The organism is Rathayibacter sp. Leaf248, from assembly GCF_920939495.1.
GTDB classification, from domain to species: Bacteria; Actinomycetota; Actinomycetes; order Actinomycetales; family Microbacteriaceae; genus Rathayibacter; species Rathayibacter caricis.
In genome coordinates, this window is the sequence record NZ_CAKLAV010000001.1 from 1,626,429 (window position 1) to 1,647,567 (window position 21,139).

A 21,139-nucleotide genomic window follows, 5' to 3' on the forward strand; every position below is an offset into this window, starting at 1 on the left:
CCTGGTGAGCACTAGGCGGCGTGCTCGCGCAGCGACGCGGCGATCTCCTCCTCGATCAGGTCGTAGTTCATCGCGGCGCCCACCCGCAGGCCGTCGGCGGCCGCCGCCATCACCTGCGACATCGGCTCCACCAGCGAGCCGGCGGCGAAGACGCGGGCGACTCCGGTGCGCCCCATCAGGTCGGCCGAGAGGTGGCGCGCGACGCCGGAGGGGTGGTCGACGAGCTCGAGACCGAGTCCGGCGGGCAGGCGCGCCGAGACGTCGGGGGCGACGACGAGCGCATCGAGCGGGAGGAGCGTCCCATCGATCACGACGCCGACCAGGCGGTCGTCCTCCACGCGGACCTCCTCGACCGCGCCCTCGACGAGCGCGATGCCGCGGGCGGCGAGTCCGCGCGCCTCCTCCCCCGTCGGCGCCTCGACGCCGTTCAGCAGGATCGAGACGTGCGGGCTCAGCTGGCGGAACATCTGCGCCTGGTGCGGCGCGAATCCGCTGCCGAGCACCGCGATCCTCCGCCCGCGCACCTCGAAGCCGTGGCAGTACGGGCAGTGCAGCACGTCGCGGCCCCAGCGCGGCGCGAGGCCGGGGATCGCGGGGAGCCGGTCGGCGACTCCGGTCGCGAGCAGCAGCCGCCGGGCCTGCAGCACGGTGCCGTCGGCGAGGGTCGCCGAGACGGCCTCGCCGGTGCTGGACGCGCTGACGACCCGCCCGGTGACGACCCGGGCGCCGTAGCCCTCGGCCTCGAGGCGGGCCAGGCGGACGAGCTCGGTCGGCGCGGTGCCGTCGCGGGTGAGGACGTTGTGCGCGCCGGGCGCCGGGGCGTTGCGCGGAGGGCCGCCGTCGACGACGAGGACGTCGCGGAGGCTGCGGCCGAGGGCGGTGGCGGCGGCGAGGCCGGCGAAGGAGGCGCCGAGGATCAGGACGTCGGCGGGGGCGGGGGTGCGTGTCATGGATCGAGAGTGCGCCGCCCGGGAGCCGGTGTCGCGGATCCGTGCTGTTCCGGCACGACGGCGCGGCCCTTCTGCCATTCTCGGAGCATGCCCGACGACTCCCGACCCTCCGACGACGAGGTGCTGGCCGCCGTCGGACCGCGACTGCGCCGACTCCGCCTGCGCCGCGACCGGACCCTCGCCTCGCTCTCGGCCGAGACCGGGATCTCGGCGAGCACCCTCCCGCGGCTCGAGAGCGGGGGCCGGCGCGCGACGCTCGAGCTGCTGCTGCCGATCGCCCGCGCACTCGGCGCTCCGCTGGACGAGCTGGTCGGAGCGGCGCCCGAGGACCCGCGCGTGCACGGGCGCCCGATGCGGCGGAACGGGATGCTCATCCAGCCGCTCACCCGCGACTCCGGCGGACTGCAGGCGTTCAAGCACACGATCCCGGGCGGTCCCCTGGCACCGCCCGTCGACGATCTCGAGCAGCGCACCCACGAGGGCTTCGAGTGGCTCTACGTGCTCAGCGGACGGCTGCGACTGCGGCTCGGCGAGCACGACCTGGTGCTGCCCGCCGGCGAGGCGGCTGAGTTCGACACCCGGGTGCCGCACTGGTTCGGCCGGGCCGACGAGAAGCCGGTCGAGTTCCTGTCGCTGTTCGGGCGCCAGGGCGAGCGGATGCACGTGCGCGCCTCCACTCGGCGCTGAGCGCCGCTCACTGCGTCGCGAGCACCTCGCGGACGAAGCCGGCGGACTTCGCGCGCAGCGTCTCGATCCGCTCGGCCTTCGCCTGCTCGACGTCGAAGCCGACGTAGGCGATCGGGGGCCGCGCCCGCACGTTCGCCGAGCACTGGAAATCGGCGCAGACGAGCGTGCCGAGCGAGTCGCCCGAGCGCCCGGCCGCGCCGGCCTTGCGCGCACCGAAGAAGACGACGTCGTTGGGGAGGCGCGTGTCGCGGCACCACGAGCACTGCGCCCGCGAGCGGGGCAGCGCGTCGGCCTGCCGCAGCAGGACCCCGACGGCCCGGCCGTCGATCGGCACCACCACGTAGGCGCGGCGCCCGATCTTCTTGTCGCGCCAGCCGAGGAGGTCGATCGAGTCCCAGTCGAGGGAGTCGAAGCCGACCGGCAGCGAGACGTCGGCGACCTCCTTGCGGGAGGCGTTCACGAAGGAGGCGCGCACCGCGTCCTCGGTCAGAGGGAGCATCCCAGCACCCTAACCCGAGGGCCGGCCGGAGTGGGGGCATGACCGTGGTGCGCGACGGCCTCCGCCGCCTACTCCGCGGTCGTGAGCCGCTCGAGGTAGCCGGCGAACGCGAGCAGGTCCTCCTCGGGCCAGGTGCGCAGGGCCCGGTGCATCCGCTGGCGCTGCTCGCCGCCGAGGTGCGCCATGCGCTCGCGGCCCAGGGCCGTCAGCGCGAGGAAGCGGGCGCGCCCGTCGTCGGGGTCCACGGTCATCTCGACCATGTCCAGCTCGGCGAGCTGGCGCACCTGTCGGCTGATGGCGCTCCGGTCGACGCCCAGCCGCTCGGCGGCGACGCTCGCGTGGACCGGGCCGCAGCGCTCCAGCATCCGCAGCAGCCGCAGGCCGAACGGAGGGAGCGACGGGTCGATCGCGGCGGCGGCGTCGCGCACGGCGCTGCGCACCTGCACGGCGAGCGCCGTGATCTGCTCCTCGACCTCGGCGAGCGCGCGCGGGGACGCCGCGCCGGGAACGGATCCCGGCGCGGCGTCGAGGACTCCCGAGGGAGTCATCAGCGGCGCTCGACCACGTCGATCGAGCCGGTCGGCCTCGCCTGGCCCACGGGACGCAGGCCCGCCTGGCCGTCGGCCGTCGCGATGAGCGCGTCCTCCGCGTCCTCGACCACGCGGGTCGAGCCGGCGGCGGGGGCACCGGGCTCCGACTTCAGCTGGATCGCGTTCTTGGTGCCGAGATCGACGTTCGGGAGCAGGATCACGGCGATCAGGGTGATGATCGCGAGCGGGATGCTGAAGAGGAACACGTCGCCGACGCCGATGCCGTAGGCGCTCTCGACGACGATGCGGAGCGGCTCGGGCAGGGTGGCGACCTGCGGGATCGTGCCGCTGCCCAGCGTCTGGGCGGCGAGCGCCTGATCGGCGGGCTCGAGGCCGGCCACGCCGCTGCCGATGCGGTCGGCGATCACGGTGCCGAGGATCGAGCCGAGGACCGAGACGCCGATCGTGCCGCCGAGGCTGCGGAAGAACGTGACCGCGCTGGTGGCGACTCCGAGGTTCTTCACCTCGATCGAGTTCTGCACGACGAGGACGAGGTTCTGCATGAGCATGCCCAGGCCGGCGCCGAGGACGGCCATGTAGATCCCGACGAGCACCAGGTTCGTGTCGTAGCGCAGCGTGCTCAGGAGGTAGGTGCCGACGACCGCGAGGACGCCGCCCGAGACCATGATCGCCTTCCACTTGCCGGTGCGCGAGATGATGCCGCCGAAGATCGTCGAGGCGATCAGCAGGCCCGCCATCATCGGGATGGTGAGCAGACCCGACTGCGTCGGCGTCGCTCCGCGCGAGAGCTGCATGTACTGCGCGAGGAACACCGCGGTGCCGAACATCGAGACGCCGACCGAGACGCTCGCGACGACCGCGAGGCTGAAGGTGCGGTTCCTGAACATCCCCATCGGGATGATCGGCTCGTCGACCGTGAGCTCGACGATCACCGCGGCCACCAGCAGCACCACGGCGCCGCCGACCATGAGCGCGGTCTCCCACGAGGCCCACTCGAAGTTCTTGCCGGCGAGCGAGACCCAGATCAGGAGGAGGGACACGCCCGCGGCGATCAGGACCGCGCCGAAGTAGTCGATCTTCACCGTGCGCTTGGGGTGCGCGGGGAGCCGGAGGGTCACCTGGAGCAGCACGATCGCGACGATGGCGACGGGCAGCGCGATGAAGAAGTTCCAGCGCCAGCCGAACGCGTCGGTGACGACGCCGCCCAGGAGGGGGCCGCCGACGGTGCCGACGGCCATCACTCCGCCGAAGAGGCCGGCGTACTTGCCGCGCTCCCGGGGGCTGATGATGTCGGCCATGATGATCTGGCTCAGCGCCGCGAGACCGCCGGCGCCGAGGCCCTGGAAGACGCGGAACACGATCAGCATGTTCGTGTCCTGCGAGAAGCCCGCGGCCGCGGATCCGAGGACGAAGACCGCGAGGGCGAGCTGGATCAGCAGCTTGCGGTTGAAGAGGTCGGCGAACTTGCCCCAGAGCGGGGTCGAGACGGTGGTCGCCAGGAGGGTCGCGGTGACGACCCAGGTGTAGGCGTTCTGGTCGCCCTTCAGGTCCGAGATGATCAGCGGCAGCGAGGTCGAGACGACCGTGCCGGCGAGGATCGAGACGAACATGCCCAGCAGCAGGCCGCTGAGCGACTCCAGCACCTGACGGTGCGACATGGCCCCGTCGGGGCCTGCGGGGGTGTGGCGGTCCGGGGCGGAGGCCTCCGGAACGGTGCGCTGTGCGCGGGACATACGGCTCCTCGAGTGTGATCTGCGGTTCTAGTTGACCGGGGTCAACTATTGACCAAGAGCAACTATATAGCCGGGCGTGGGTTTTCGCCAGAGGGGCCGACGAACCGGTCGGAGGGGTCGCGAACGGAGGCGGGCGCGCCCCCGACCGCGACGACAGCCGCTCAGCGCGACGAACGGACGGAGCCTCGCCGGCGGACGAGCACCACGCTCACGACCACCGCCGCGACGAGCACCGCGAGCACGGCCACTCCCGCGGGAGACCCGGCCGCTGCGCCGATCACGGCCCAGAGCACGGCGAAGCCGACCGTGGCGTAGGTCAGCGCCCAGGCGGCGCAGCCCGGGATCATCGCGAGGAGGTAGACGAGCCAGCGCATCCGCGCCGCACCCGCCGCGGCGTTGACCACCGTCTGGAATCCGACCGTCAGGAAGCTCACCGTGACGGCGGGCGCTCCGTACCGGGCGAGCACCGCGGAGGCGCGCCGCATCGCCGGGGACTCCAGCCACCGGCCCCACCGGCGGGAGGCGACTCCCGCCGCGATCGCGCGCGCCAGCCAGTAGGTGGCCTGCGCACGGAGGAAGACGATGGCGAAGAGGGCCGCCAGCAGCTCCGCGAACCCCAGCTCGTCGAGGAGAGCGGGCACGGGGTCCTCCTTCTGCTCGAGCGGGGGTGCGAAGGCAAGGCTACCCTTCCCCGGAGCGCCCGCTCCGTCCTCCCGCCCTAGGCTCGACGCATGGACAACATCGACCGGAAGATCCTCGATCTGCTGCGCCAGAACGCCCGGGCGGGGTACGGCGACATCGGAGGGGTGGTCGGGCTGTCCGCCTCCGCCGTGAAGCGCCGCGTCGACCGCCTCGTGGCCGACGGCGTGATCCGCGGCTTCACCATCAAGGTCGATCCCGCGGTCGACGGCATGGCAACGGAGGCGTACGTCGAGCTGTTCTGCCGCGGCACCGTCGCCCCCGACGAGCTGCGCCGGATCCTCTCGGCGGTGCCCGAGGTCGTCGACGCCGGCACCGTCACCGGCTCCGCGGACGCCATCGTGCACATCCGCTCGCGCGACATCCCGAGCCTCGAGCTCGCCCTCGAGAAGGTGCGGATCGCGCCGAACGTCGACCACACGCGCTCGGCGATCGTGCTGTCGCGCCTCATCCAGCGCGGCGAGGCGTAGCGGAGGCTCGACTCCCTGCGAGCGGGCGGGATCAGTGCGAGCGTCCGGCGACCACGTCGGCCAGGCTCGCCAGCGGCGAGGTGGTCGCCCTCCCCCGGGCCTCGGCGCCGTCGGCCAGGCCGTACGCCGTGTAGAGCGTCGTCACCGCGAGCCAGCGCAGCGGCTCCGGCTCCCAGCGCCGCACGCGGTGGTCGACCCACGGCAGCTCCGTGAGCGGGGTGCGCTCGCCGAGCACCAGGTCGCGGAGGGTCCTCCCGGCCAGGTTGGTCGCCGTCACCCCCGTGCCGACGAAGCCGCCCGCCCTGCCGAGCCCCGTGGCGCGGTCGAGACCGACGGTCGCGTGCCAGTCGCGCGGCACTCCGAGAACGCCCGACCACACGTGGTCGATCCCCACTCCCTCCAGCACCGGGAAGAAGCGCTCGAGGATCCCGCGCAGCATCCGGAGCGTGCGCGGGTCGGTCGCCCCGTCGACGTCGATCCGGGAGCCGTAGCGGTACGGCACTCCCCTGCCGCCGATCGCGATGCGGTCGTCGGCCGTGCGCTGCGCGTACATGTAGGCGTGCGCGAAGTCGCCGAGCGTCTCGCGTCCCGCCCAGCCGAGCTCGTCCCACACCGCGGGCGGCAACGGCTCGGTCGCGACGAGCGAGGAGTTCATCGGCAGCCACTCCCGGCGGTGACCGGCGAGCTCGGCGGTGAAGCCCTCGGTGGCGCGCAGCACGATGTCGGCGCGGACGGTTCCGCGCGCCGTGACGGCGGCTCCGGGGCGGATCTCGTCGACCCGGGTGTCCTCGTGGATCACGACTCCGAGCGCCTCGACGGTGCACGCGAGTCCCGCCGCGAGCTTCGCGGGATGGATCCTGGAGCAGTGCGGGTGCCACATGCCGGCCGAGGTGCCGCTCACGGCGATCCGCGCCGACGCCTCCGCCGCGTCGAGCAGCTCGACGTCGGTGTGGGCGCGGGCCCGGGCGGCGGCGACCGTCGCCTCGAGGCGCCGCTTCTGCGCCGGACCGCGGGCCACCTGGTACTCGCCGCCCTTGACGATGTCGGCATCGATGCCTTCGGCGGCCGCGACCCGGATCACCTCGTCGACCGTCTCGTTCACCGCGAGCTGGAACCGGTCGACCGCCTCCCGGCCGTGGCTGCGGGCGTAGGAGGAGACGCCTCCGGTGATCTCGTTCGTCAGCCAGCCGCCGTTGCGGCCCGACGCCCCGAAACCGGCGAAGCGCTGCTCGAGCACCGCGATCCGCAGATCCGGAGCGGCCTTCTTCAGGTAGTAGGCCGTCCAGAGGCCCGTGTAGCCGGCGCCCACGATGCAGACGTCGACGTCCAGCGGCCCCGGGAGCGCGGGCCGCGGCTCCGGTCGCCCCAGCGAGGACCACCAGAACGACACGTCGCCGTTGACCGGCTCCCGGGACGGCATCGGGTCAGTAGGCCATGCCGGGGAAGGCCGACATCATCTCCGAGAAGAGCGCGCCGGTCCAGATGACGACGATGAGGAACGTCACCGCGACGACGCCGAGGAAGATCCAGAGCGGCAGGAGGCCGCCGCCGGTGACGCGCTTGACGACGACGCTGCGGCCGATGACGTACACGTACGGAGCGGCCAGGAACGCCCACGCCCAGTGGAACGGGCGCTGGATCCCGGCGCGCTTCAGCTGCCGCCAGTCGAGGAACGCGAAGACGACCTCGGCCGCGTAGATCAGGAACCCGATGACCTGCACCGCGCCGAGGCCGAGGAGGTAGGCGGTCGAGACACCCATCGACGACGTCGTGCCGTAGGCCGAGCTCATCGCCGACTCGACGACGAGGCTCGGCGGGAGCAGCAGCACCGACAGGGCCGAGAGCAGCGGCAGCAGGACGACGACCCAGATCCAGGGCGTGGCGCTGACGATGCTCGTGTCGCGAGGCTGCTGCGCGGGGCGCGAGGGCGCGGAGGCATAGGGCTGAGCGGGGGTCTGCGCGGCGTAGGGGTTCTGCTGGGCGTAGGGGTTCTGCGGCGCGTACGGGTTCTGCTGCGCGGGCTGCTGCGCCGACGGCTCCTGCGGCACGGGAGCCTGCTGACCGTACCGGGGCTGCTCCCCCGGCGCCTGCTGGCCGTACCGCGGCTGCTCCCCCGGCGCCTGCTGGCCGTAGCCACCGGTGGGGGCGACCGGTCCCGGAGCCGCCGGCCCCGTGGCCGACTGCCCCGACGCCGACTGCCCGTACGTCGTCGACTGCCCGCTCGACGTCTGCCCGTAGAGCGGCGCGGGCGGAGTCACGGGCGCGGCGGGCGGTGCGGGAGGCGTCGCCGCCGGGGCGTCGCGGAGCGAGTCCGTCCAGCCGGTCCCGTCCCACCAGCGCTGCCGCGGCGATCCGGCGGGGTCGGGGTACCAGCCGGCCCGCGGTCCGGACGAGGCCTGCGCCTCGCCGCCGCCCGCGGTCGACCCGGCCGCCGTGTTCTCGTTCTCGTCGGTCATGGCGTTCTCCGCATCCCCGTCGGGCTCCCTGCCCGCAGTCCTCCTGAAGGCTAGCGTCGCGGAGCCCGCGGCGGCCTGAGCGTGCCCGGCGAGCATCAGATGAGAGGGCGATGAGGGCGGGCCTCATCAGGAGGGAGGAGATCGGGCCCCGGGCAGGGCGCGACGCGGCGGTGCTCGCCTACGGTGAGGCCATGTCCACGCCGCGCCGCTCCCGTCCGCTCCTCGTCGCGCTCGCCCCGCTGCTGGCCGCGCTGTTCGCCGCGTTCTGGATCACCGCCGAGATCGGCCGGCTCGCCGCTCCGGGCGCCGCGCTCGCGTTCGCGGTGCTCCTGGGACCCGTCGCGCTCGCGATCGGCCTCAGCACCATCCGCCCGTCCGTCGCCCTCGCCCTCGTCCTGGCCGTCCCGCTCCTGCAGCTCGTCCGCCTGCCCGGCGCCGACTCCACCACCTGGCCGATCCTCGAGGGCTCCCTGATCGTGGCGTTCGCGGTCGCCCGACGGGCCGGCACGCGCCTGCGCTGGGGCGCCCTGCTCGTCGGGGTCGCGTGGTCGACGGCCGTGGGCTTCTCGCTCGTCTTCTCGGCGGGCTGGCTCAGCTGGATCGGCATCGGCGAGACTTTCGAGCACCCGCAGCTGGCGCTCGGCTGGGCGCTCAGCCTCACCGCCGTGCACGCGCTGCTCTGGGCGGTCTGCTGGACGGCCGGCACCGCCCTCCAGTTCGCCGCGCGCACCGAGGCCGCGAGCGAGCGGATCGAGAGCACCGAGCGCGAGCTGCTCATCGCGGGCTACGAGCTGCGGGCGCTGAAGGAGCGCAGCGAGATCGCGCAGGAAGTGCACGACGTGCTGGCGCACTCCCTCGCCGTCGTGATCGCGCTGGCCGACGGGTCGCGGTTCCTCCGGCGGTCGGAGTCGGACGCGGCGGGCAGCGGATCGACCGAGACCTCGCTCCTGCGCATCGCCGAGACGTCCCGGTCGGCGCTCGTCGATCTCCGGGGCCTGATCGAGGGGCTCACCGAGGAGACCGACCGACCCCAGCCCGGGCTCGCCGATCTGCCGGAGCTCGTCCGCCGCTTCGAGGGCACCGGCGTGCAGGTCGAGCTGCGCGAGCTCGGCGACCCCGCCGACCTGGCGCCCGCGCAGCAGCTCGCCGTCTACCGCATCGTGCAGGAGAGCCTGACCAACGTGCTCAAGCACGGCGGCACCGGGCCGCACGCCTCCGTCTCGCTCACCTGGGACGGACCGGGCCTCCTCCTCGCCGTCGCGAGCCGCCCGGGCGGCGCGGCCCCCGCCGCGCACCCTGCCCGTCGGGGCTTCGGCCTCGCCGGGATGGAGCACCGCGCGCGGCTGGCGGGCGGATGGCTCACGGCGGGCCCCGACCCGGACGGGTCCTTCCTCGTCACCGCGTTCCTGCCGACCACCACCGCGGCCCTGCAGCGCCGGGAGGCCCACGCGTGAGCGCGCCGATCCGCGTCGCCGTCGTCGACGACCAGGAGCTGTTCGTGCACGGCCTCCGCATGCTGCTCGAGTCGCAGCCCGACCTCGTCGTCGCGGGCACCGCGCACGACGGCGAGGCGGCGCTCGCGCTCGTGGACCGGGAGCCGCTCGACGTCGTGCTGATGGACATCCGCATGCCGCTTCTCGACGGGCTGGAGGCGACCCGGCGGATCACCGGGGGCGAGGGCGCCGAGCGCACGAGCGGTCCGCAGGTGATCGTGCTGACGACGTTCCGGCAGGAGGAGGCGGTGTTCCGCTCGCTGCGCGCCGGAGCGAGTGCGTTCCTCACGAAGGACGCGACGCCGGAGCAGCTGCTCGCGACGGTCCGCGCCGTGGCCGCGGGCGACGCTCCGCCCGTCGCCGCCGACGCCCTGGTCCGCCGGTTCGCGCACGTCCACGGCGAGCGCCGACCGGAGGAGGTCCTCGCGGCCCTCTCGCCGCGGGAGCGCGAGATCTACGCCCTCGTCGCCAAGGGCCTGACCAACGCCGCCGTCGCCGGAGCGTCGTTCATCAGCGAGGCCACGGTCAAGACGCACGTGCGCAGCATCCTGGTGAAGCTGGGGCTGCGCAGCCGTGTCCAGATCGTCGTGCACGCGTACGAGAACCGGCTGGTCTGAGCCGCGCGCGCCTCCTCCGCCAGGATGGAGGCATGCCGCACCTGATCCGCGCCCGCGCCGCCCTCTTCGACATGGACGGGACGCTGGTCGACTCGACCGCGGTCGTCGAGACCATCTGGCGCTCCTTCGCCGACCGCTTCGGCCTCGACCGCGCGATGATCCTCGCCTCCGTCCACGGGGTGCGCGCCGAGGACAGCGTGCGCCGCTTCGCCCCGCCCGGCAGCGACGTCGCCGGCATCGTGGCCGAGCTGAACGCCTACGAGCTCGAGCACACGGAGGGGACGGTCGAGATCCCGGGCGCCGTCGCGTTCCTCGCGGCCCTGCCCCGCACCCGCGTCGCCCTCGTCACCTCGGCGAGCCCCGCCCTCGCCGCCGGCCGGCTCGCGGCCGCCGGCGTCCCCTCCCCCGACGTCGTCGTCACCGCCGACGACGTCCTGCACGGGAAGCCCGCCCCCGACGGCTACCTCGCCGCCGCCGAGCGCCTGGGCGTCGTCGCCGCCGACGCGGTCGTCTTCGAGGACGCCGAGGCGGGCGTCCGCGCGGGCCTCGCGGCCGGCATGCGCGTCGTCGTGGTCGGCGGGCACGAGAGCCCGAGCACCGAGGGCCTGCCCCGCATCGCGCACTACTCCGGCGCCCGGGTGGTCGTCGACGGGGACGACCTGCTGATCGACCTCGGCTGACGGCAGCGGGCCCCCGCGATCCGAGGATCGCGAAGGCCCGCTGCACAGGAGGCGAGGATCAGAAGTCGAACTCGCCGATGTTCTCCGAGTCGAACACGAACGGGTCGCCGAGGAGCACGGTCGCGTCCTCGCCCACCTCGAACGTGCCCAGGTCGCCCGCCTCGAACGAGTCGCCGGTCTCGCCGGTGATGTCGCCGTCGATCAGGGCCTTCGCCGCGTAGGCCGCGAGGTAGCCGAGGTCTCCCGGGTTCCACAGGGCGAACGCGGTGACGGTGCCGTCCTCGACGTACTCGCGCATCTGGTTGGGCGTGCCGAGACCGGTCAGCGCGACCTTGCCCTTGTAGTCCGAGGTCGAGAGGTAGCGCGCGGCCGCCGCGATGCCGACCGTGGTGGGCGAGACGATGCCCTTGAGGTCGGGGTGCGACTGCAGCAGCGCCGCCGTCTTGTCGAACGAGGTCTGGTCGTCGTCGTCGCCGTAGACGGTGTCGACGAGCGTGACGTCGGGGTGGTTGGCCTCGAGCTCCTCCTGCATCAGCTCGATCCAGGTGTTCTGGTTCGTCGCGTTGGCCGACGCCGAGAGGATCGCGATCTCGCCCGAGTCGCCGATCTGCTCGGTGATCAGGTCGACCTGCGCCTTGGCGATGCCCTCGGCCGTGGCCTGGTTGATGTAGAGGTCGCGGCAGTCGGCGTTCGTGTCGGAGTCGAAGGTGACCACCTTCACGTCGTTGTCGCGGGCCTCGTTCAGCGCGTCGCAGATCGCCTTCGGGTCGTTCGCCGAGATGACGATCGCTCCGGCGCCCTGCTGCGTGAGCGTGTTGATGTAGGAGACCTGGGCGTCGGGGGTGGCCTCCGACGGCCCGACCTCGGCGTAGCTGCCGCCGAACTCCTCGATCGCCTTCTCGCCTCCGGCGTCGGAGGTGTCGAAGTAGGCGTTGCCGAGGTTCTTGGGGAGGAAGGTGATCGCGTAGTTCGCGTCCCCTCCGCCCTCGGAGCCGGAGCCCGCGTCGGAGTCGCCGCCGGCGGAGCATCCGGTCGCGACGAGCGCGAACGCGACCGCCGCTGCGGTCACGGAGCCCAGACGCCGGAGCGTGCGGCCCTTCGTGGGAAACGTCATCGTTTCGTCCTTTCGATGTGAGGTGCGGGGGCGGCGCTCGCCGTCCCCGTGCGGGAGGTGCTGTCGGTGCGGACCGGTCACGGGCGGGTGCCCGCGGCCGATCGGGGTGTCCCGGAGCGGGTGCGCTTCTTCTGCACCCACGCCAGGAGGCTGGTGGTCACCACGGAGAGCACGAGGAGCACTCCGGTGATGATGTTGATGACGTCGGAGGTGACGTTGGCCAGGCGGAGCGCGCTGGCGAGGATCCCGATCAGGACGACGCCGGCGAGCACGCCGTGCAGGGCGCCGCGGCCGCCGAAGATCGAGACGCCGCCGAGCAGCACCGCCGCGATCACCTGGAGCTCGAGGCCCGTGGCGTTGTCGCCGCGGGCGGATCCGTAGCGGAGGGTGAAGTAGACGCCGGCGAAGGCCGACACCACTCCCGAGAGCAGGAACAGGACGAACTTCGTCCGGTTCACGTTCACGCCCGAGAAGGTGGACGCCTCGTCGTTCAGTCCGATCGCGTAGATCCCGCGGCCGAAGGAGGTGAAGTGCAGGAGCACCGCGAACACGATCGCGAGGATCACGATCGGCACGACGATCGTCGGGACGGGCGAGTCGCCGATCTTCGAGGTCGCGAGGTCCGTCCAGAACTCCGGGAAGTCGGTGACGGCGGTGGTGCCGAGCAGGCCCACGGCCAGACCGCGGTAGAGCGCGAGCGTGCCGATCGTGACGGCGAGCGAGGGCAGGCCGACCACCGTGATCAGGAACCCGTTCAGCGCTCCTCCCACCGCTCCCGCCAGCAGGGCCACGAGCGCGGCGACCGCGAACGGGGCGCCGGCCTGGGTGAGGATCCCGGTCAGCACGCTCGCCAGGCCCACCGTCGAGGCGACGGAGAGGTCGATCTCGCCCGTGACGATGATCAGCGTCATCGGCAGGGCGATCAGCAGCACCGGGGCGATGTCCAGGAGGAGGTAGGTCACGGTGATCGGGCGGTCGAAGTTGCGCACCGTGGCCGACGCGACGAGAACGACGAGCACGAGCAGCACGATGATCGCGGTCTCTCGGGTGAGCAGCAGGCGCCGGAGGCGTCCGTGACCGTAGTCGCGGTACGTCCGCGCCGTCCGCACGGCGGTCGTCTCGGTCGAGAGAGAGCTCATCGCGCGTCGTCCCTTTCTGCCAGGAGCCGGCGGGACTGCCGGATCGAGAGGACGCGGTCGAGCACGATCGCGCCGATGATGAGGACGCCGACCACGGCGCGCTGCCAGAAGTCCTGCACGCCGAGGATCGGGAGCGCCCGGTTGATGGTCAGGAGCAGGACCGCGCCGAGCGCGGCGCCCCAGACCGTGCCGGAGCCGCCGAAGATCGCGACGCCTCCGATGACCGCCGCTCCCACCGCGTCGAGCTCCCAGCCGGAGCCCGCCTGCGAGTTGACCGTGCCGTAGCGGGCCGCGTAGAGCACACCGGCGAGCCCGGTCAGCGCCCCGCTCAGGACGAAGGCGGTGAGGATCCGGCGCGTGACGGGCAGGCCGTACAGGCGCGCCGCGTCGGGCTCGGAGCCGATGGCGTAGAACTCGCGCCCGGCCCGGAGGTTGCGCATGCAGTAGCCGGCGACGACCAGCACCACGAGGGCGATGATCGTGAGGATCGGGATGGTCAGGATCTGACCGGTCCCCAGCGCCAGGAAGTCCTTCGGCATGTCCGAGGCGTTGACCCGGTCGCTGCCGGCCCAGGCCACGTTGATGCCGCGATAGGCGTAGAGCGTGCCCAGCGTGATCACCAGGGCGGGCACCTTGGCGAACGCGACGAGGGCGCCGTTGATCAGTCCGAGCAGACCGCCGAAGAGGATCCCGGCCACGAAGACCACGATGATCGGCAGGCCCGGCACGTCCAGGAACAACCGTCCCGTGAGGTAGGCCGAGAGCCCGAGGATCGAGCCGACCGAGAGGTCCACGCTCCGGGTGATCACGACGATCGCCTGGCCGACCGCGACGAGCACGAGGATCGACGGCGTCAGCAGCAGGTCCCGCCAGCCGTCGGGGGAGAAGAGGAAGGACGGGTTCTTGACGGTCGTCACCGCGACGAGCAGCACGATCGCGAGCAGGATGCTCGTCTCGCGCGCCGTCGCGAAGCCGCGGAGTCCGCGGGAGAGGCCGCCGGAGGAGGGCGTCGGCCGTCCCGTCGAGGGCGCGGTGGTCGTCGCGGCGCTCATGCGGCGCTCCCTTCGGTGCGGTGCGGGGCGGTGGGATCGGCGGTGACGGCGCCCGTGCCGCCGGTGGCGGCGAGCATCACGGCCTCGCTGGTCGCGTCCTGGCGGGCGAGCTCGCCGGTCAGCCGGCCCTCGCGCATCACCAGGACGCGGTCGGCCATGCCGAGCACCTCGGGCAGCTCGGAGGAGATCATGAGGATCGCCATGCCCTCGCCGGCCAGCTGCGAGAGCAGCCGGTGCACCTCGGACTTGGTGCCGACGTCGATGCCGCGGGTGGGCTCGTCGATGATCAGCACCTTCGGATTCGTGGCGAGCCACTTGCCCAGGACGACCTTCTGCTGGTTGCCGCCCGACAGGGTGCCGGCGACCGTGTCGAGCGCGTTGGTCTTCACCTCGAGGCGCCCGGCCCAGATCCGCGCCGCCGAGTTCTCGGCTCCGCGGGTGAGCAGCCCGCCCTTGGTCAGGCCGCGGCGGATGGCCGTGGTGATGTTGTTCGAGACGGAGGCGTCGAGCACCAGGCCCTGCTTCCGGCGGTCCTCGGGCACGAGGGCGACTCCGGCGCGCATCGCACCGGCCGGGTCGCGCCGGGGCAGCGGGGTCCCGTTCAGCGTCACGGTGCCGCTCTGGTACGGATCCACTCCGAAGACCGCGCGGGCGACCTCGCTGCGCCCGGCGCCCACGAGCCCGGCGAGACCGACGATCTCGCCGGCGCGCACGGTGAAGGAGATGTCGTGGAACACGCCCGGCTGGGTGAGCGAGTCGACCGCGAGGACCACCTCGCCGATCTCGGCCGGCTGCTTCGGGAACAGCTCCGTCACGTCGCGGCCGACCATCTGGCGCACGATGCCGTCGATCGTGGCCTCGCTCGTCGGCGTGGTCGCGATGTAGGAGCCGTCGCGCATCACGGTGATCGTGTCGCAGAGGGCGAAGACCTCGTCGAAGCGGTGCGAGATGAACACGAGCGCCCGGCCCTCGTCGCGCAGGCTCCGCGCCACCGCGAACAGGCGCTCGACCTCGACGCCCGAGAGCGCGGCGGTCGGCTCATCCATCACCAGGACGGAGGCGTCGAGCGAGATGGCCTTCGCGATCTCGATGATCTGCTGGTCGGCGATCGAGAGGCCCTCGGCGGGCCGCTCCGGATCGATCGACACGCCCAGGCGGCGCATCAGCTGCTCGACCTCGGCGCGCATCGCTCTGCGGTCGATCCGCCCGAAGCGGTCGGTGGGCTGGCGGCCCATGAAGATGTTCTCGGTGACCGAGAGGTCCGGGAACAGCGTCGGCTCCTGGTAGATGACGGCGACCCCGGCCGCCTTCGACTGGGCAGTGGAGGTGAAGTCGACGTCGCGTCCGTGCAGGCGGAACTCCCCCGCGTCGCGGCGGTGGACGCCGGCGATGATCTTCACGAGGGTCGACTTGCCGGCTCCGTTCTCCCCGATCAGCGCGTGGATGGAGCCCGAGTGCAGCGAGAGGGTGCCCGAGCGCAGCGCGATGACGGCGCCGAAGGACTTCACCACCCGGGCGAGCTCGAGCGCCGGGGCGGGCGCGGTGTCTGTCACGGAGGTGCCTCCTCGTCGAGGGCGTCGGGTTCGGCGGCTCAGGAATTCTGAATCGATTCAACCTGTGTTCAGGCATACTCTAGGGACGGCGACCGGGTCGGTCAAGACGAGCAGTGCCGCTCGGTGCACGGTCGTGACGGAGGGGAACAGTGGCAGCGAGCATCCGCGACGTGGCCCAGCACGCGGGCGTGTCCGTGGGCACCGTGTCGAACGTGCTCAACCGCCCCGACGAGGTCTCGGCCGAGAACCTGACGCGGGTGAACCTCGCCATCGAGGAGCTCGGCTACGTCCGCAACGACGCCGCGCGCAAGCTCCGCAACGGCGTCAGCTCGACCGTCGGCTTCGTCGTGCTCGACGGCCGCAACCCGTTCTTCGGCGACGTGGTGCACGGAGCGGTCGACGAGGCCTCCCGCCACGGCATCGCGGTGCTGCACGGCAACACCGACGAGGACGTCGCCCGCGAGCGGCACTACCTCGACCTCTTCGAGGAGCAGCAGGTGCGGGGAGTCCTGATCTCGCCGCACGGGGACATCACCCGCCGGCTCGAGCGGCTGCGCGAGCGCGGGATCCCGGCCGTGCTCGTCGACCGCTTCAGCGGCGACGGGCGCTTCAGCTCGGTCTCGGTCGACAACGTCGCGGGCGGTCGGATGGCCGTCGACCACCTGATCGCCACGGGCCGGCGGCGCCTGGCGTTCGTCGGCGGCCCCTTCGAGATCCGCCAGGTCGTGGACCGGCTGGCGGGGGCGCGGGTCGCGGCCGAGGACAGCTCCGCCCCGGTCGACATCGAGGTGGTCGCCACCTCGGCCCTCACGGTGGCCGAGGGCGTCTCGGCCGGCGAGCGCCTCGTCGCCCGCCCCCGCCGCGAGCGGCCCGACGCGGTCTTCGCCGCGAACGACCTGCTGGCGCTGGGCCTCCTCCAGTCTCTGGCGACCGGCGGGCGGATGCTCGTCCCCGACGAGATCGCGCTCATCGGCTTCGACGACATCGCGTTCGCCGCCGCCGCCGCGGTGCCGCTCTCGTCGATGCGCCAGCCGAGCACCACGATCGGGCGGACGGCCCTCCGGGTGCTGCTCGAGGAGGCCGCCGATCCCGAACTGATCCCCCGCCAGACCGTCTTCCAGCCCGAGCTCGTCGTGCGCCGCTCGACGGCGCCCTAGCGGGATCGGCTCCGGCAGGGGGGGCTCAGTACCGGATCGCTCAGTACCGGATCGCGTCGATGACCTTGACCCGGACGGCCACGATCGCGGGCACGAGACCGGCCAGCGCGCCGACGAGGGTCGCCGCACCGAGACCGAGCAGCGCCGCCTCCGCCGGGAACGGCGGGATGTCCTCGATGCCGTTCTGCTGGACCCAGTCGACGGTGATCGGGTTGGTGACCAGGATCACGGCGATCGCGACTCCGACGACGCCGGCGACGACCGTCGCGACCACGCTCTCCATCATGATCGAGAAGAAGATGCGGCCCGAGGAGGCGCCGAAGCTGCGCCGGATGCCGATCTCGCGGATGCGCTGCCGCACGGTCACGAGGGCGATGTTGAGCAGCCCCAGCGCACCGAGCGCCAGGACGAGTCCGGCGACGCCTCCGATCACCCAGGTGAGCACGGCGAACGGATCGCTGTCGAACGCGAGGTAGTCCTGGCGGCTCACATCGGCGTCGACGCCGGGGCCGAGCGCCGCGGCGATGTCGCGCTGCACCGCCTGGGCGAGATCGTCCGCGATGTCGAGCGGCACCCACATCTCGTAGCTGGGCGTCGCTCCCCCGCCGAACTGGTCGTCGGCCGGCGTCTGCTCGGCGATCCCCGCGTACGCGTCGACGAGCATCATCATCGTGGGCTCGGTGTCCCACTGGCTCACCGGAGTGACGCCCACCACGACCGCCGTGGTGTCGCCCTCGGAGCCCAGCAGGGCGACCGTCGGGTGCGTCGCGAGATCCGGTCGACCGAGCCTGTCCCACATGATCTCGCTCACGACCACGGCGGGCGCGAACCGGCGCTCGTCGCGCTCGGTGAACCACGCGCCCTCCTCCATCTCGAGGCGGTGCATCTCGGCGTACGGCTGGTCGACCGCGGTCACCGAGACGTCGACGGCGCCGTCGGAGAACTGCACGCGCGTGGAGCCGAAGGTGGTGCGGCTCGCGTAGGTGATGCCGTAGCGCTCGAGCACCTTCTCCCACGCCGTGTCCAGGACCTCCGCGTCGACGACGCCCTCCGGCCCCGTGGCGTAGGCGCTCACGTACAGGCTGGCCGGGCGGCCGCTCGAGCGCTCCATCTGCTCGACGTTCGCCTGCCGGGCGATACCGCCCGCCGCGACGACTCCGGTGAGCGCGGCCACCGCCACCGCCACTCCGATCAGCGAGAGCAGGACCCGGCCGCGGTGGATCCGCAGCTCGGTCCAGGCCTCGACGATCGCGCCCGCGACGCCGATCAGGCCGCGCATCAGAGCACGCCCTCGGAGTCGGCCGCGGGATCGACTGCGGGACCGACGACAGTCGGAGCGACGGCCGCCGCGTGCGCGGGCACGCGCTCGTGCAGAGTGCCGGCCGAGGACGCCGTGCCGAGACGACCGTGATCGAGCCGGTAGTGCCGCTCCGCCCGGGCGGCGATCGCCGGGTCGTGCGTGATGGTCACCAGTGCGGAGCCGGACTCACGGGCGATCTCGTCGAGCAGGCTCATCACGGTCTCCCCCGTGTCGGTGTCGAGTGCGCCGGTCGGCTCGTCGGCGAGGATCAGCCGGGGTCGGCGCACGAGGGCGCGGGCGATGGCGATGCGCTGCTGCTCGCCGCCCGACATGCGGCCGGGCATCGAGTCGACCCGGTGGCCGAGACCCACGCGCTCGAGCATCTCGGCGGCGAGGTCGCGGCGGCGCCAGAACTCGCGCCCGGTCGCGTACAGCAGCGGCGTCATCACGTTCTCACGGGCCGTGCGGCCCTCGAGCAGGTTGAACTGCTGGAAGATGAAGCCGATGCTGCCGCCGCGGATCCGGGCGCGCGCCCGCGCCGACAGGGTCTCGGTCGGCACGCCCTCGAGGAGCATCCGGCCGTCGGTGGGCTCGTCGATGAGTCCGAGGATGTTCAGGAGCGTCGACTTGCCGGAGCCGCTCCGGCCGACGACCGAGACGTGATCGCCCTCGCCGACCTCGAGGTCCACCCCGTCGAGGATCGTGAGCGGCTCCGCGTCGGGCAGGGGCACGACCTTCCGGATCCCCTCGAGCCGGAGGATCGTCACGGGCAGAACACCGAGCCGTCGGGGTTGGCGACGCACTCGCCCGACTCGAGGCCGGGGTCGACGGCGGCGGCACCGGGCACGAACTGCAGCAGCTCCACGCCCTCGTCGACTCCGCCGGTGATCTCGACGTTCACGCCGTCGGTGAGGCCGAGGGTCACGGGGATCTCCTCGGTCGAGCCGTCCTCGGCCAGGCGGAAGACGACTCCGGACTCAGCGGTGCCCTCGACCGAAGTGGTCGGCACCACCAGCACGTTCTCGGCGAACCCTCCGGCGAGGGTGACCGAGGCCGCGAGGCCCGGGAACACGGTGACCTCGGCGGGCACCTGGCAGCGGAAGCTCGTCCCCGAGCCCGTGGCTCCGGCCTCGCCGGTTGCCGCGCCCTCGGTGCCCTCGCCGGCCAGCGGAGTGGTGATCGTGAGGCCCGTGCAGGCGAACGCGGCGGGACCGCCGGTGATCGCGACCTGAGCCTCCGTCGGCCGGTCCTGGATCCGGTAGAGCTGCTGGGCGTCGATGGTGCCGGTGACGGAGTAGCTGGGCGGCGCGACCTGGCCGGTCACCTCGCCGACCGTCACGGCCTGGTCGTGGATGACGCCGAGCGCGCTGAGCACGCCCGCCGCCTCGGCGTAGACCCGCTCGAAGCGGACCGCCGGCGGGGGCTGCGAGACGCTGACGGTGCCGTCGGCGGCCGTGGTCTCGACCGGCTCGCGCACGGTCTCGACACGGATGTCGTAGACGAGGTCGCCCTTCGCGACGGTCGCGCCCTGCTGGATGTACACGTCGTCGACGGTGCCGACGGCGGTCGCCTTGAGCGGCACGGCCGGATCGGCGGCGACGGTTCCCTGGAGCTCCAGGTCGTTGGTGATCGTGCCGCGCGCGACCGCCACGACGGGCTCCGTCAGCTCGCCGGTCGGGACCGTCGGATCGGCCTCGGCCGAGGTGTCCGGGAAGAAGGCGATCTTCACGAGCGCGACGCTCGCCGCTCCGATGATCACCATCCACACGATCGGGAACACCCAACGTCGAACCGCACTCATCTCGTCCCCCGGCTCCGCGCGACAGCGCACTCGGCGCTCCCCCCGTGGGGCACCGAGGTGAACCTTACCCAGGGCGCGGGACGCCGGTGCCGTGACGCGACATCCGGCGGTGCGGAGTCATCCCTGAGGAGGAGGGAGGGGGACTCCGAGCTTCTCGAGGACGCCCGCGAGGCGCCGGGCGCGGGTCGCCTCGGCCTTCGCACCCTCGACCGCGACGACGTGCGCCTTGCGGGCGCTCGGGGACAGCGCTGCGAAGCGCTCGGTCAGCCCGGCAGCCTCCAGCGCTCGCGCGAGGTCCTCGGGCACCACCACCTCGCGCGGAGCGGTGTCGAGCTCGATCTCGACCTCGAGCGCGTCGCCGCCCGCGATCCCCGTGGCGGCACGCTTGTCGGCCGAGAAGGGGACGAGCGCCCTGCCGCCCATCACTCCCACCGTGCTGCGGTACTCGAACCCGTTCACGACGACGCGGACCGCCGGCCGTCCGCCTCCGCCCAGGGCCGCTATGACCTCGGGCGGGACCTCGATGCCGGTGTTGCGGCCGACCTGGTGCATCGTCGTCGAGAAGCGCATGGCCCGAGGATGGCAGAGCCCTCGACGACGGGCCAGAGGTGCGTCGGGGCTCAGTCCTGCGCCCGGTCCGCCCGCTCCCGGTCGAGGGCCGGGCCGAGTGCGGTCCGGACCGCGTCGACGGTCATCCGCCCGTCGGGATCGAGCCGGGTGAGCATGCGCGCCATGATGTCGGCGAGCTGCGGGATCTGCTCGGGGTCGAGCGGGTCGATGACATCGGCGAGCACCGTCGCCACGTGCCCGGGCGCGGTCTCGACGAGCTTCGCCAGACCCTGCTCGGTGAGCACGGCGTTCGTCGCCCGGCCGTCGGTCGGGCAGGGGCGCCGCTCGAGGTAGCCCCGGGAGACGAGCCGCGTGACGACGTGCGAGAGGCGCGGCAGCGTGGCGTTGGTGCGGGTCGCGAGGGTCGTCATGCGCAGGGTCCGGTCGGGGGCGTCCGACAGCATCGCGAGGGTCATGTACTCGAAGTGGGTCAGGCCCGCCTCGCGCTGGAGCTGCTGGTCGAGCGCACCCGGGAGCAGCTCGACGACGGCGATGAAGCGGATCCACGCGCCCAGCTGCTCGGAGGTGAGCCAGCGGGGCTCGGGCGGGGTCGAGGACATGACGTCCACTCTACACGAT

22 protein-coding genes are annotated in these 21,139 nt (G+C 72.9%); 6 read left to right on the forward strand and 16 right to left on the reverse strand.

The features are described 5' to 3' along the window. Positions 1–11: 11 nt before the first annotated feature. The gene (locus LRG51_RS07960; protein ID WP_230672039.1) at positions 12–950 is read right to left on the reverse strand and encodes an NAD(P)/FAD-dependent oxidoreductase; all 939 of its coding nucleotides are present in this window, start codon (positions 948–950) and stop codon (positions 12–14) included. Positions 951–1,037: 87 nt separating this feature from the next. Between LRG51_RS07960 and LRG51_RS07965 the strand changes: the two genes are divergently transcribed. Next, a complete protein-coding gene (locus tag LRG51_RS07965; RefSeq protein WP_230672041.1) occupies positions 1,038–1,637 on the forward strand; it encodes an XRE family transcriptional regulator in 600 nt (199 codons plus the stop codon). Between the two features lie 7 nt (positions 1,638–1,644). Here LRG51_RS07965 and LRG51_RS07970 read toward each other — a convergent pair whose 3' ends face one another. The 4 genes from LRG51_RS07970 to LRG51_RS07985 all read right to left on the reverse strand — a co-directional run bounded on the left by LRG51_RS07970 (position 1,645) and on the right by LRG51_RS07985 (position 5,061). Further along, positions 1,645–2,136, reverse strand: coding sequence for an FBP domain-containing protein (locus tag LRG51_RS07970; RefSeq protein ID WP_107574503.1), 492 nt, complete (start codon positions 2,134–2,136; stop codon positions 1,645–1,647). Between the two features lie 68 nt (positions 2,137–2,204). Then, positions 2,205–2,684 (reverse strand): MarR family winged helix-turn-helix transcriptional regulator, encoded by a 480-nt coding sequence (locus LRG51_RS07975; protein WP_055786580.1) that lies wholly within the window; start codon positions 2,682–2,684, stop codon positions 2,205–2,207. Further along, on the reverse strand, positions 2,684–4,345 hold the full coding sequence (locus LRG51_RS07980) for an MDR family MFS transporter (protein ID WP_055786576.1): 1,662 nt from the start codon (positions 4,343–4,345) through the stop codon (positions 2,684–2,686). The genes LRG51_RS07975 and LRG51_RS07980 overlap by 1 nt, the downstream gene beginning before the upstream one ends. Positions 4,346–4,581: 236 nt before the next feature. Beyond that, positions 4,582–5,061, reverse strand: coding sequence for a DedA family protein (locus LRG51_RS07985; RefSeq protein WP_230672043.1), 480 nt, complete (start codon positions 5,059–5,061; stop codon positions 4,582–4,584). Positions 5,062–5,151: 90 nt separating this feature from the next. Between LRG51_RS07985 and LRG51_RS07990 the strand changes: the two genes are divergently transcribed. Next, positions 5,152–5,589 (forward strand): Lrp/AsnC family transcriptional regulator, encoded by a 438-nt coding sequence (locus tag LRG51_RS07990; RefSeq protein WP_055786568.1) that lies wholly within the window; start codon positions 5,152–5,154, stop codon positions 5,587–5,589. 31 nt (positions 5,590–5,620) lie between these two features. On the opposite strand, the gene LRG51_RS07995 is transcribed toward LRG51_RS07990, so the two are convergent. Together LRG51_RS07995 and LRG51_RS08000 are read right to left on the reverse strand one after the other, a co-directional pair. After that, positions 5,621–7,009: an NAD(P)/FAD-dependent oxidoreductase gene (locus LRG51_RS07995; protein WP_230672045.1), complete on the reverse strand. Its 1,389-nt coding sequence runs from the start codon at positions 7,007–7,009 to the stop codon at positions 5,621–5,623. 4 nt (positions 7,010–7,013) lie between these two features. Beyond that, positions 7,014–8,045 carry a DUF2510 domain-containing protein gene (locus LRG51_RS08000; protein WP_230672047.1) on the reverse strand — a complete coding sequence of 344 codons (1,032 nt, stop codon included), beginning with the start codon at positions 8,043–8,045 and terminating at the stop codon, positions 7,014–7,016. A 191-nt stretch (positions 8,046–8,236) separates the two neighbouring features. Between LRG51_RS08000 and LRG51_RS08005 the strand changes: the two genes are divergently transcribed. The 3 genes from LRG51_RS08005 to LRG51_RS08015 are packed head-to-tail and all read left to right on the forward strand — an operon-like array spanning position 8,237 to position 10,835. Continuing rightward, entirely contained in the window at positions 8,237–9,499 is a 1,263-nt protein-coding gene (locus LRG51_RS08005) for a sensor histidine kinase (protein ID WP_230672049.1), read from the forward strand. After that, positions 9,496–10,155 carry a response regulator gene (locus LRG51_RS08010; protein ID WP_268966573.1) on the forward strand — a complete coding sequence of 220 codons (660 nt, stop codon included), beginning with the start codon at positions 9,496–9,498 and terminating at the stop codon, positions 10,153–10,155. Before LRG51_RS08005 ends, LRG51_RS08010 begins: the two co-directional genes overlap by 4 nt. 32 nt (positions 10,156–10,187) lie before the next feature. Beyond that, positions 10,188–10,835 carry an HAD-IA family hydrolase gene (locus tag LRG51_RS08015; RefSeq protein ID WP_230672051.1) on the forward strand — a complete coding sequence of 216 codons (648 nt, stop codon included), beginning with the start codon at positions 10,188–10,190 and terminating at the stop codon, positions 10,833–10,835. A 58-nt stretch (positions 10,836–10,893) separates the two neighbouring features. Here the strand turns inward: LRG51_RS08015 and rhaS are convergent, their stop codons facing one another. From rhaS to LRG51_RS08035, 4 genes are all read right to left on the reverse strand, one after another. Continuing rightward, entirely contained in the window at positions 10,894–11,949 is a 1,056-nt protein-coding gene (gene rhaS / locus LRG51_RS08020; protein ID WP_055786551.1) for a rhamnose ABC transporter substrate-binding protein, read from the reverse strand. A 77-nt stretch (positions 11,950–12,026) separates the two neighbouring features. Next, complete coding sequence (locus LRG51_RS08025; RefSeq protein WP_055786547.1) at positions 12,027–13,088, reverse strand: ABC transporter permease; 1,062 nt, start codon at positions 13,086–13,088, stop codon at positions 12,027–12,029. Beyond that, complete coding sequence (locus LRG51_RS08030) at positions 13,085–14,140, reverse strand: ABC transporter permease (protein ID WP_055786545.1); 1,056 nt, start codon at positions 14,138–14,140, stop codon at positions 13,085–13,087. Before LRG51_RS08030 ends, LRG51_RS08025 begins: the two co-directional genes overlap by 4 nt. After that, the gene (locus LRG51_RS08035; RefSeq protein ID WP_082480962.1) at positions 14,137–15,693 is read right to left on the reverse strand and encodes a sugar ABC transporter ATP-binding protein; all 1,557 of its coding nucleotides are present in this window, start codon (positions 15,691–15,693) and stop codon (positions 14,137–14,139) included. The genes LRG51_RS08030 and LRG51_RS08035 overlap by 4 nt, the downstream gene beginning before the upstream one ends. Positions 15,694–15,842: 149 nt before the next feature. Here LRG51_RS08035 and LRG51_RS08040 point away from each other — a divergent pair, with 149 nt between their 5' ends. Then, entirely contained in the window at positions 15,843–16,850 is a 1,008-nt protein-coding gene (locus LRG51_RS08040; RefSeq protein ID WP_230672053.1) for a LacI family DNA-binding transcriptional regulator, read from the forward strand. Positions 16,851–16,890: 40 nt separating this feature from the next. Here LRG51_RS08040 and LRG51_RS08045 read toward each other — a convergent pair whose 3' ends face one another. The 5 genes from LRG51_RS08045 to LRG51_RS08065 all read right to left on the reverse strand — a co-directional run bounded on the left by LRG51_RS08045 (position 16,891) and on the right by LRG51_RS08065 (position 21,120). Next, positions 16,891–18,129, reverse strand: coding sequence for an ABC transporter permease (locus LRG51_RS08045; RefSeq protein ID WP_055786536.1), 1,239 nt, complete (start codon positions 18,127–18,129; stop codon positions 16,891–16,893). Next, the gene (locus LRG51_RS08050; protein ID WP_230672055.1) at positions 18,129–18,917 is read right to left on the reverse strand and encodes an ABC transporter ATP-binding protein; all 789 of its coding nucleotides are present in this window, start codon (positions 18,915–18,917) and stop codon (positions 18,129–18,131) included. Before LRG51_RS08050 ends, LRG51_RS08045 begins: the two co-directional genes overlap by 1 nt. Next, entirely contained in the window at positions 18,914–19,912 is a 999-nt protein-coding gene (locus LRG51_RS08055; protein ID WP_230672057.1) for a hypothetical protein, read from the reverse strand. The genes LRG51_RS08050 and LRG51_RS08055 overlap by 4 nt, the downstream gene beginning before the upstream one ends. A 156-nt stretch (positions 19,913–20,068) precedes the next feature. Then, the gene (locus LRG51_RS08060) at positions 20,069–20,521 is read right to left on the reverse strand and encodes a YdeI/OmpD-associated family protein (protein ID WP_230672058.1); all 453 of its coding nucleotides are present in this window, start codon (positions 20,519–20,521) and stop codon (positions 20,069–20,071) included. Between the two features lie 50 nt (positions 20,522–20,571). Then, the gene (locus LRG51_RS08065; protein ID WP_230672060.1) at positions 20,572–21,120 is read right to left on the reverse strand and encodes a MarR family winged helix-turn-helix transcriptional regulator; all 549 of its coding nucleotides are present in this window, start codon (positions 21,118–21,120) and stop codon (positions 20,572–20,574) included. Positions 21,121–21,139 lie beyond the last annotated feature (19 nt).

Excerpts from the sequence above, each read along its gene's own strand:
- LRG51_RS07960 (WP_230672039.1), bottom strand. The coding sequence starts at position 950 with ATGACACGCACCCCCGCCCCCGCCGACGTCCTGATCCTCGGCGCCTCC.
- LRG51_RS07965 (WP_230672041.1), top strand. The coding sequence starts at position 1,038 with ATGCCCGACGACTCCCGACCCTCCGACGACGAGGTGCTGGCCGCCGTC.
- LRG51_RS07970 (WP_107574503.1), bottom strand. The coding sequence starts at position 2,136 with ATGCTCCCTCTGACCGAGGACGCGGTGCGCGCCTCCTTCGTGAACGCC.
- LRG51_RS07975 (WP_055786580.1), bottom strand. The coding sequence starts at position 2,684 with ATGACTCCCTCGGGAGTCCTCGACGCCGCGCCGGGATCCGTTCCCGGC.
- LRG51_RS07980 (WP_055786576.1), bottom strand. The coding sequence starts at position 4,345 with ATGTCGCACCGTCAGGTGCTGGAGTCGCTCAGCGGCCTGCTGCTGGGC.
- LRG51_RS07990 (WP_055786568.1), top strand. The coding sequence starts at position 5,152 with ATGGACAACATCGACCGGAAGATCCTCGATCTGCTGCGCCAGAACGCC.
- LRG51_RS07995 (WP_230672045.1), bottom strand. The coding sequence starts at position 7,009 with ATGCCGTCCCGGGAGCCGGTCAACGGCGACGTGTCGTTCTGGTGGTCC.
- LRG51_RS08000 (WP_230672047.1), bottom strand. The coding sequence starts at position 8,045 with ATGACCGACGAGAACGAGAACACGGCGGCCGGGTCGACCGCGGGCGGC.
- LRG51_RS08005 (WP_230672049.1), top strand. The coding sequence starts at position 8,237 with ATGTCCACGCCGCGCCGCTCCCGTCCGCTCCTCGTCGCGCTCGCCCCG.
- LRG51_RS08015 (WP_230672051.1), top strand. The coding sequence starts at position 10,188 with ATGCCGCACCTGATCCGCGCCCGCGCCGCCCTCTTCGACATGGACGGG.
- rhaS (WP_055786551.1), bottom strand. The coding sequence starts at position 11,949 with ATGACGTTTCCCACGAAGGGCCGCACGCTCCGGCGTCTGGGCTCCGTG.
- LRG51_RS08025 (WP_055786547.1), bottom strand. The coding sequence starts at position 13,088 with ATGAGCTCTCTCTCGACCGAGACGACCGCCGTGCGGACGGCGCGGACG.
- LRG51_RS08030 (WP_055786545.1), bottom strand. The coding sequence starts at position 14,140 with ATGAGCGCCGCGACGACCACCGCGCCCTCGACGGGACGGCCGACGCCC.
- LRG51_RS08045 (WP_055786536.1), bottom strand. The coding sequence starts at position 18,129 with ATGCGCGGCCTGATCGGCGTCGCGGGCGCGATCGTCGAGGCCTGGACC.
- LRG51_RS08055 (WP_230672057.1), bottom strand. The coding sequence starts at position 19,912 with ATGGTGATCATCGGAGCGGCGAGCGTCGCGCTCGTGAAGATCGCCTTC.
- LRG51_RS08060 (WP_230672058.1), bottom strand. The coding sequence starts at position 20,521 with ATGCGCTTCTCGACGACGATGCACCAGGTCGGCCGCAACACCGGCATC.
- LRG51_RS08065 (WP_230672060.1), bottom strand. The coding sequence starts at position 21,120 with ATGTCCTCGACCCCGCCCGAGCCCCGCTGGCTCACCTCCGAGCAGCTG.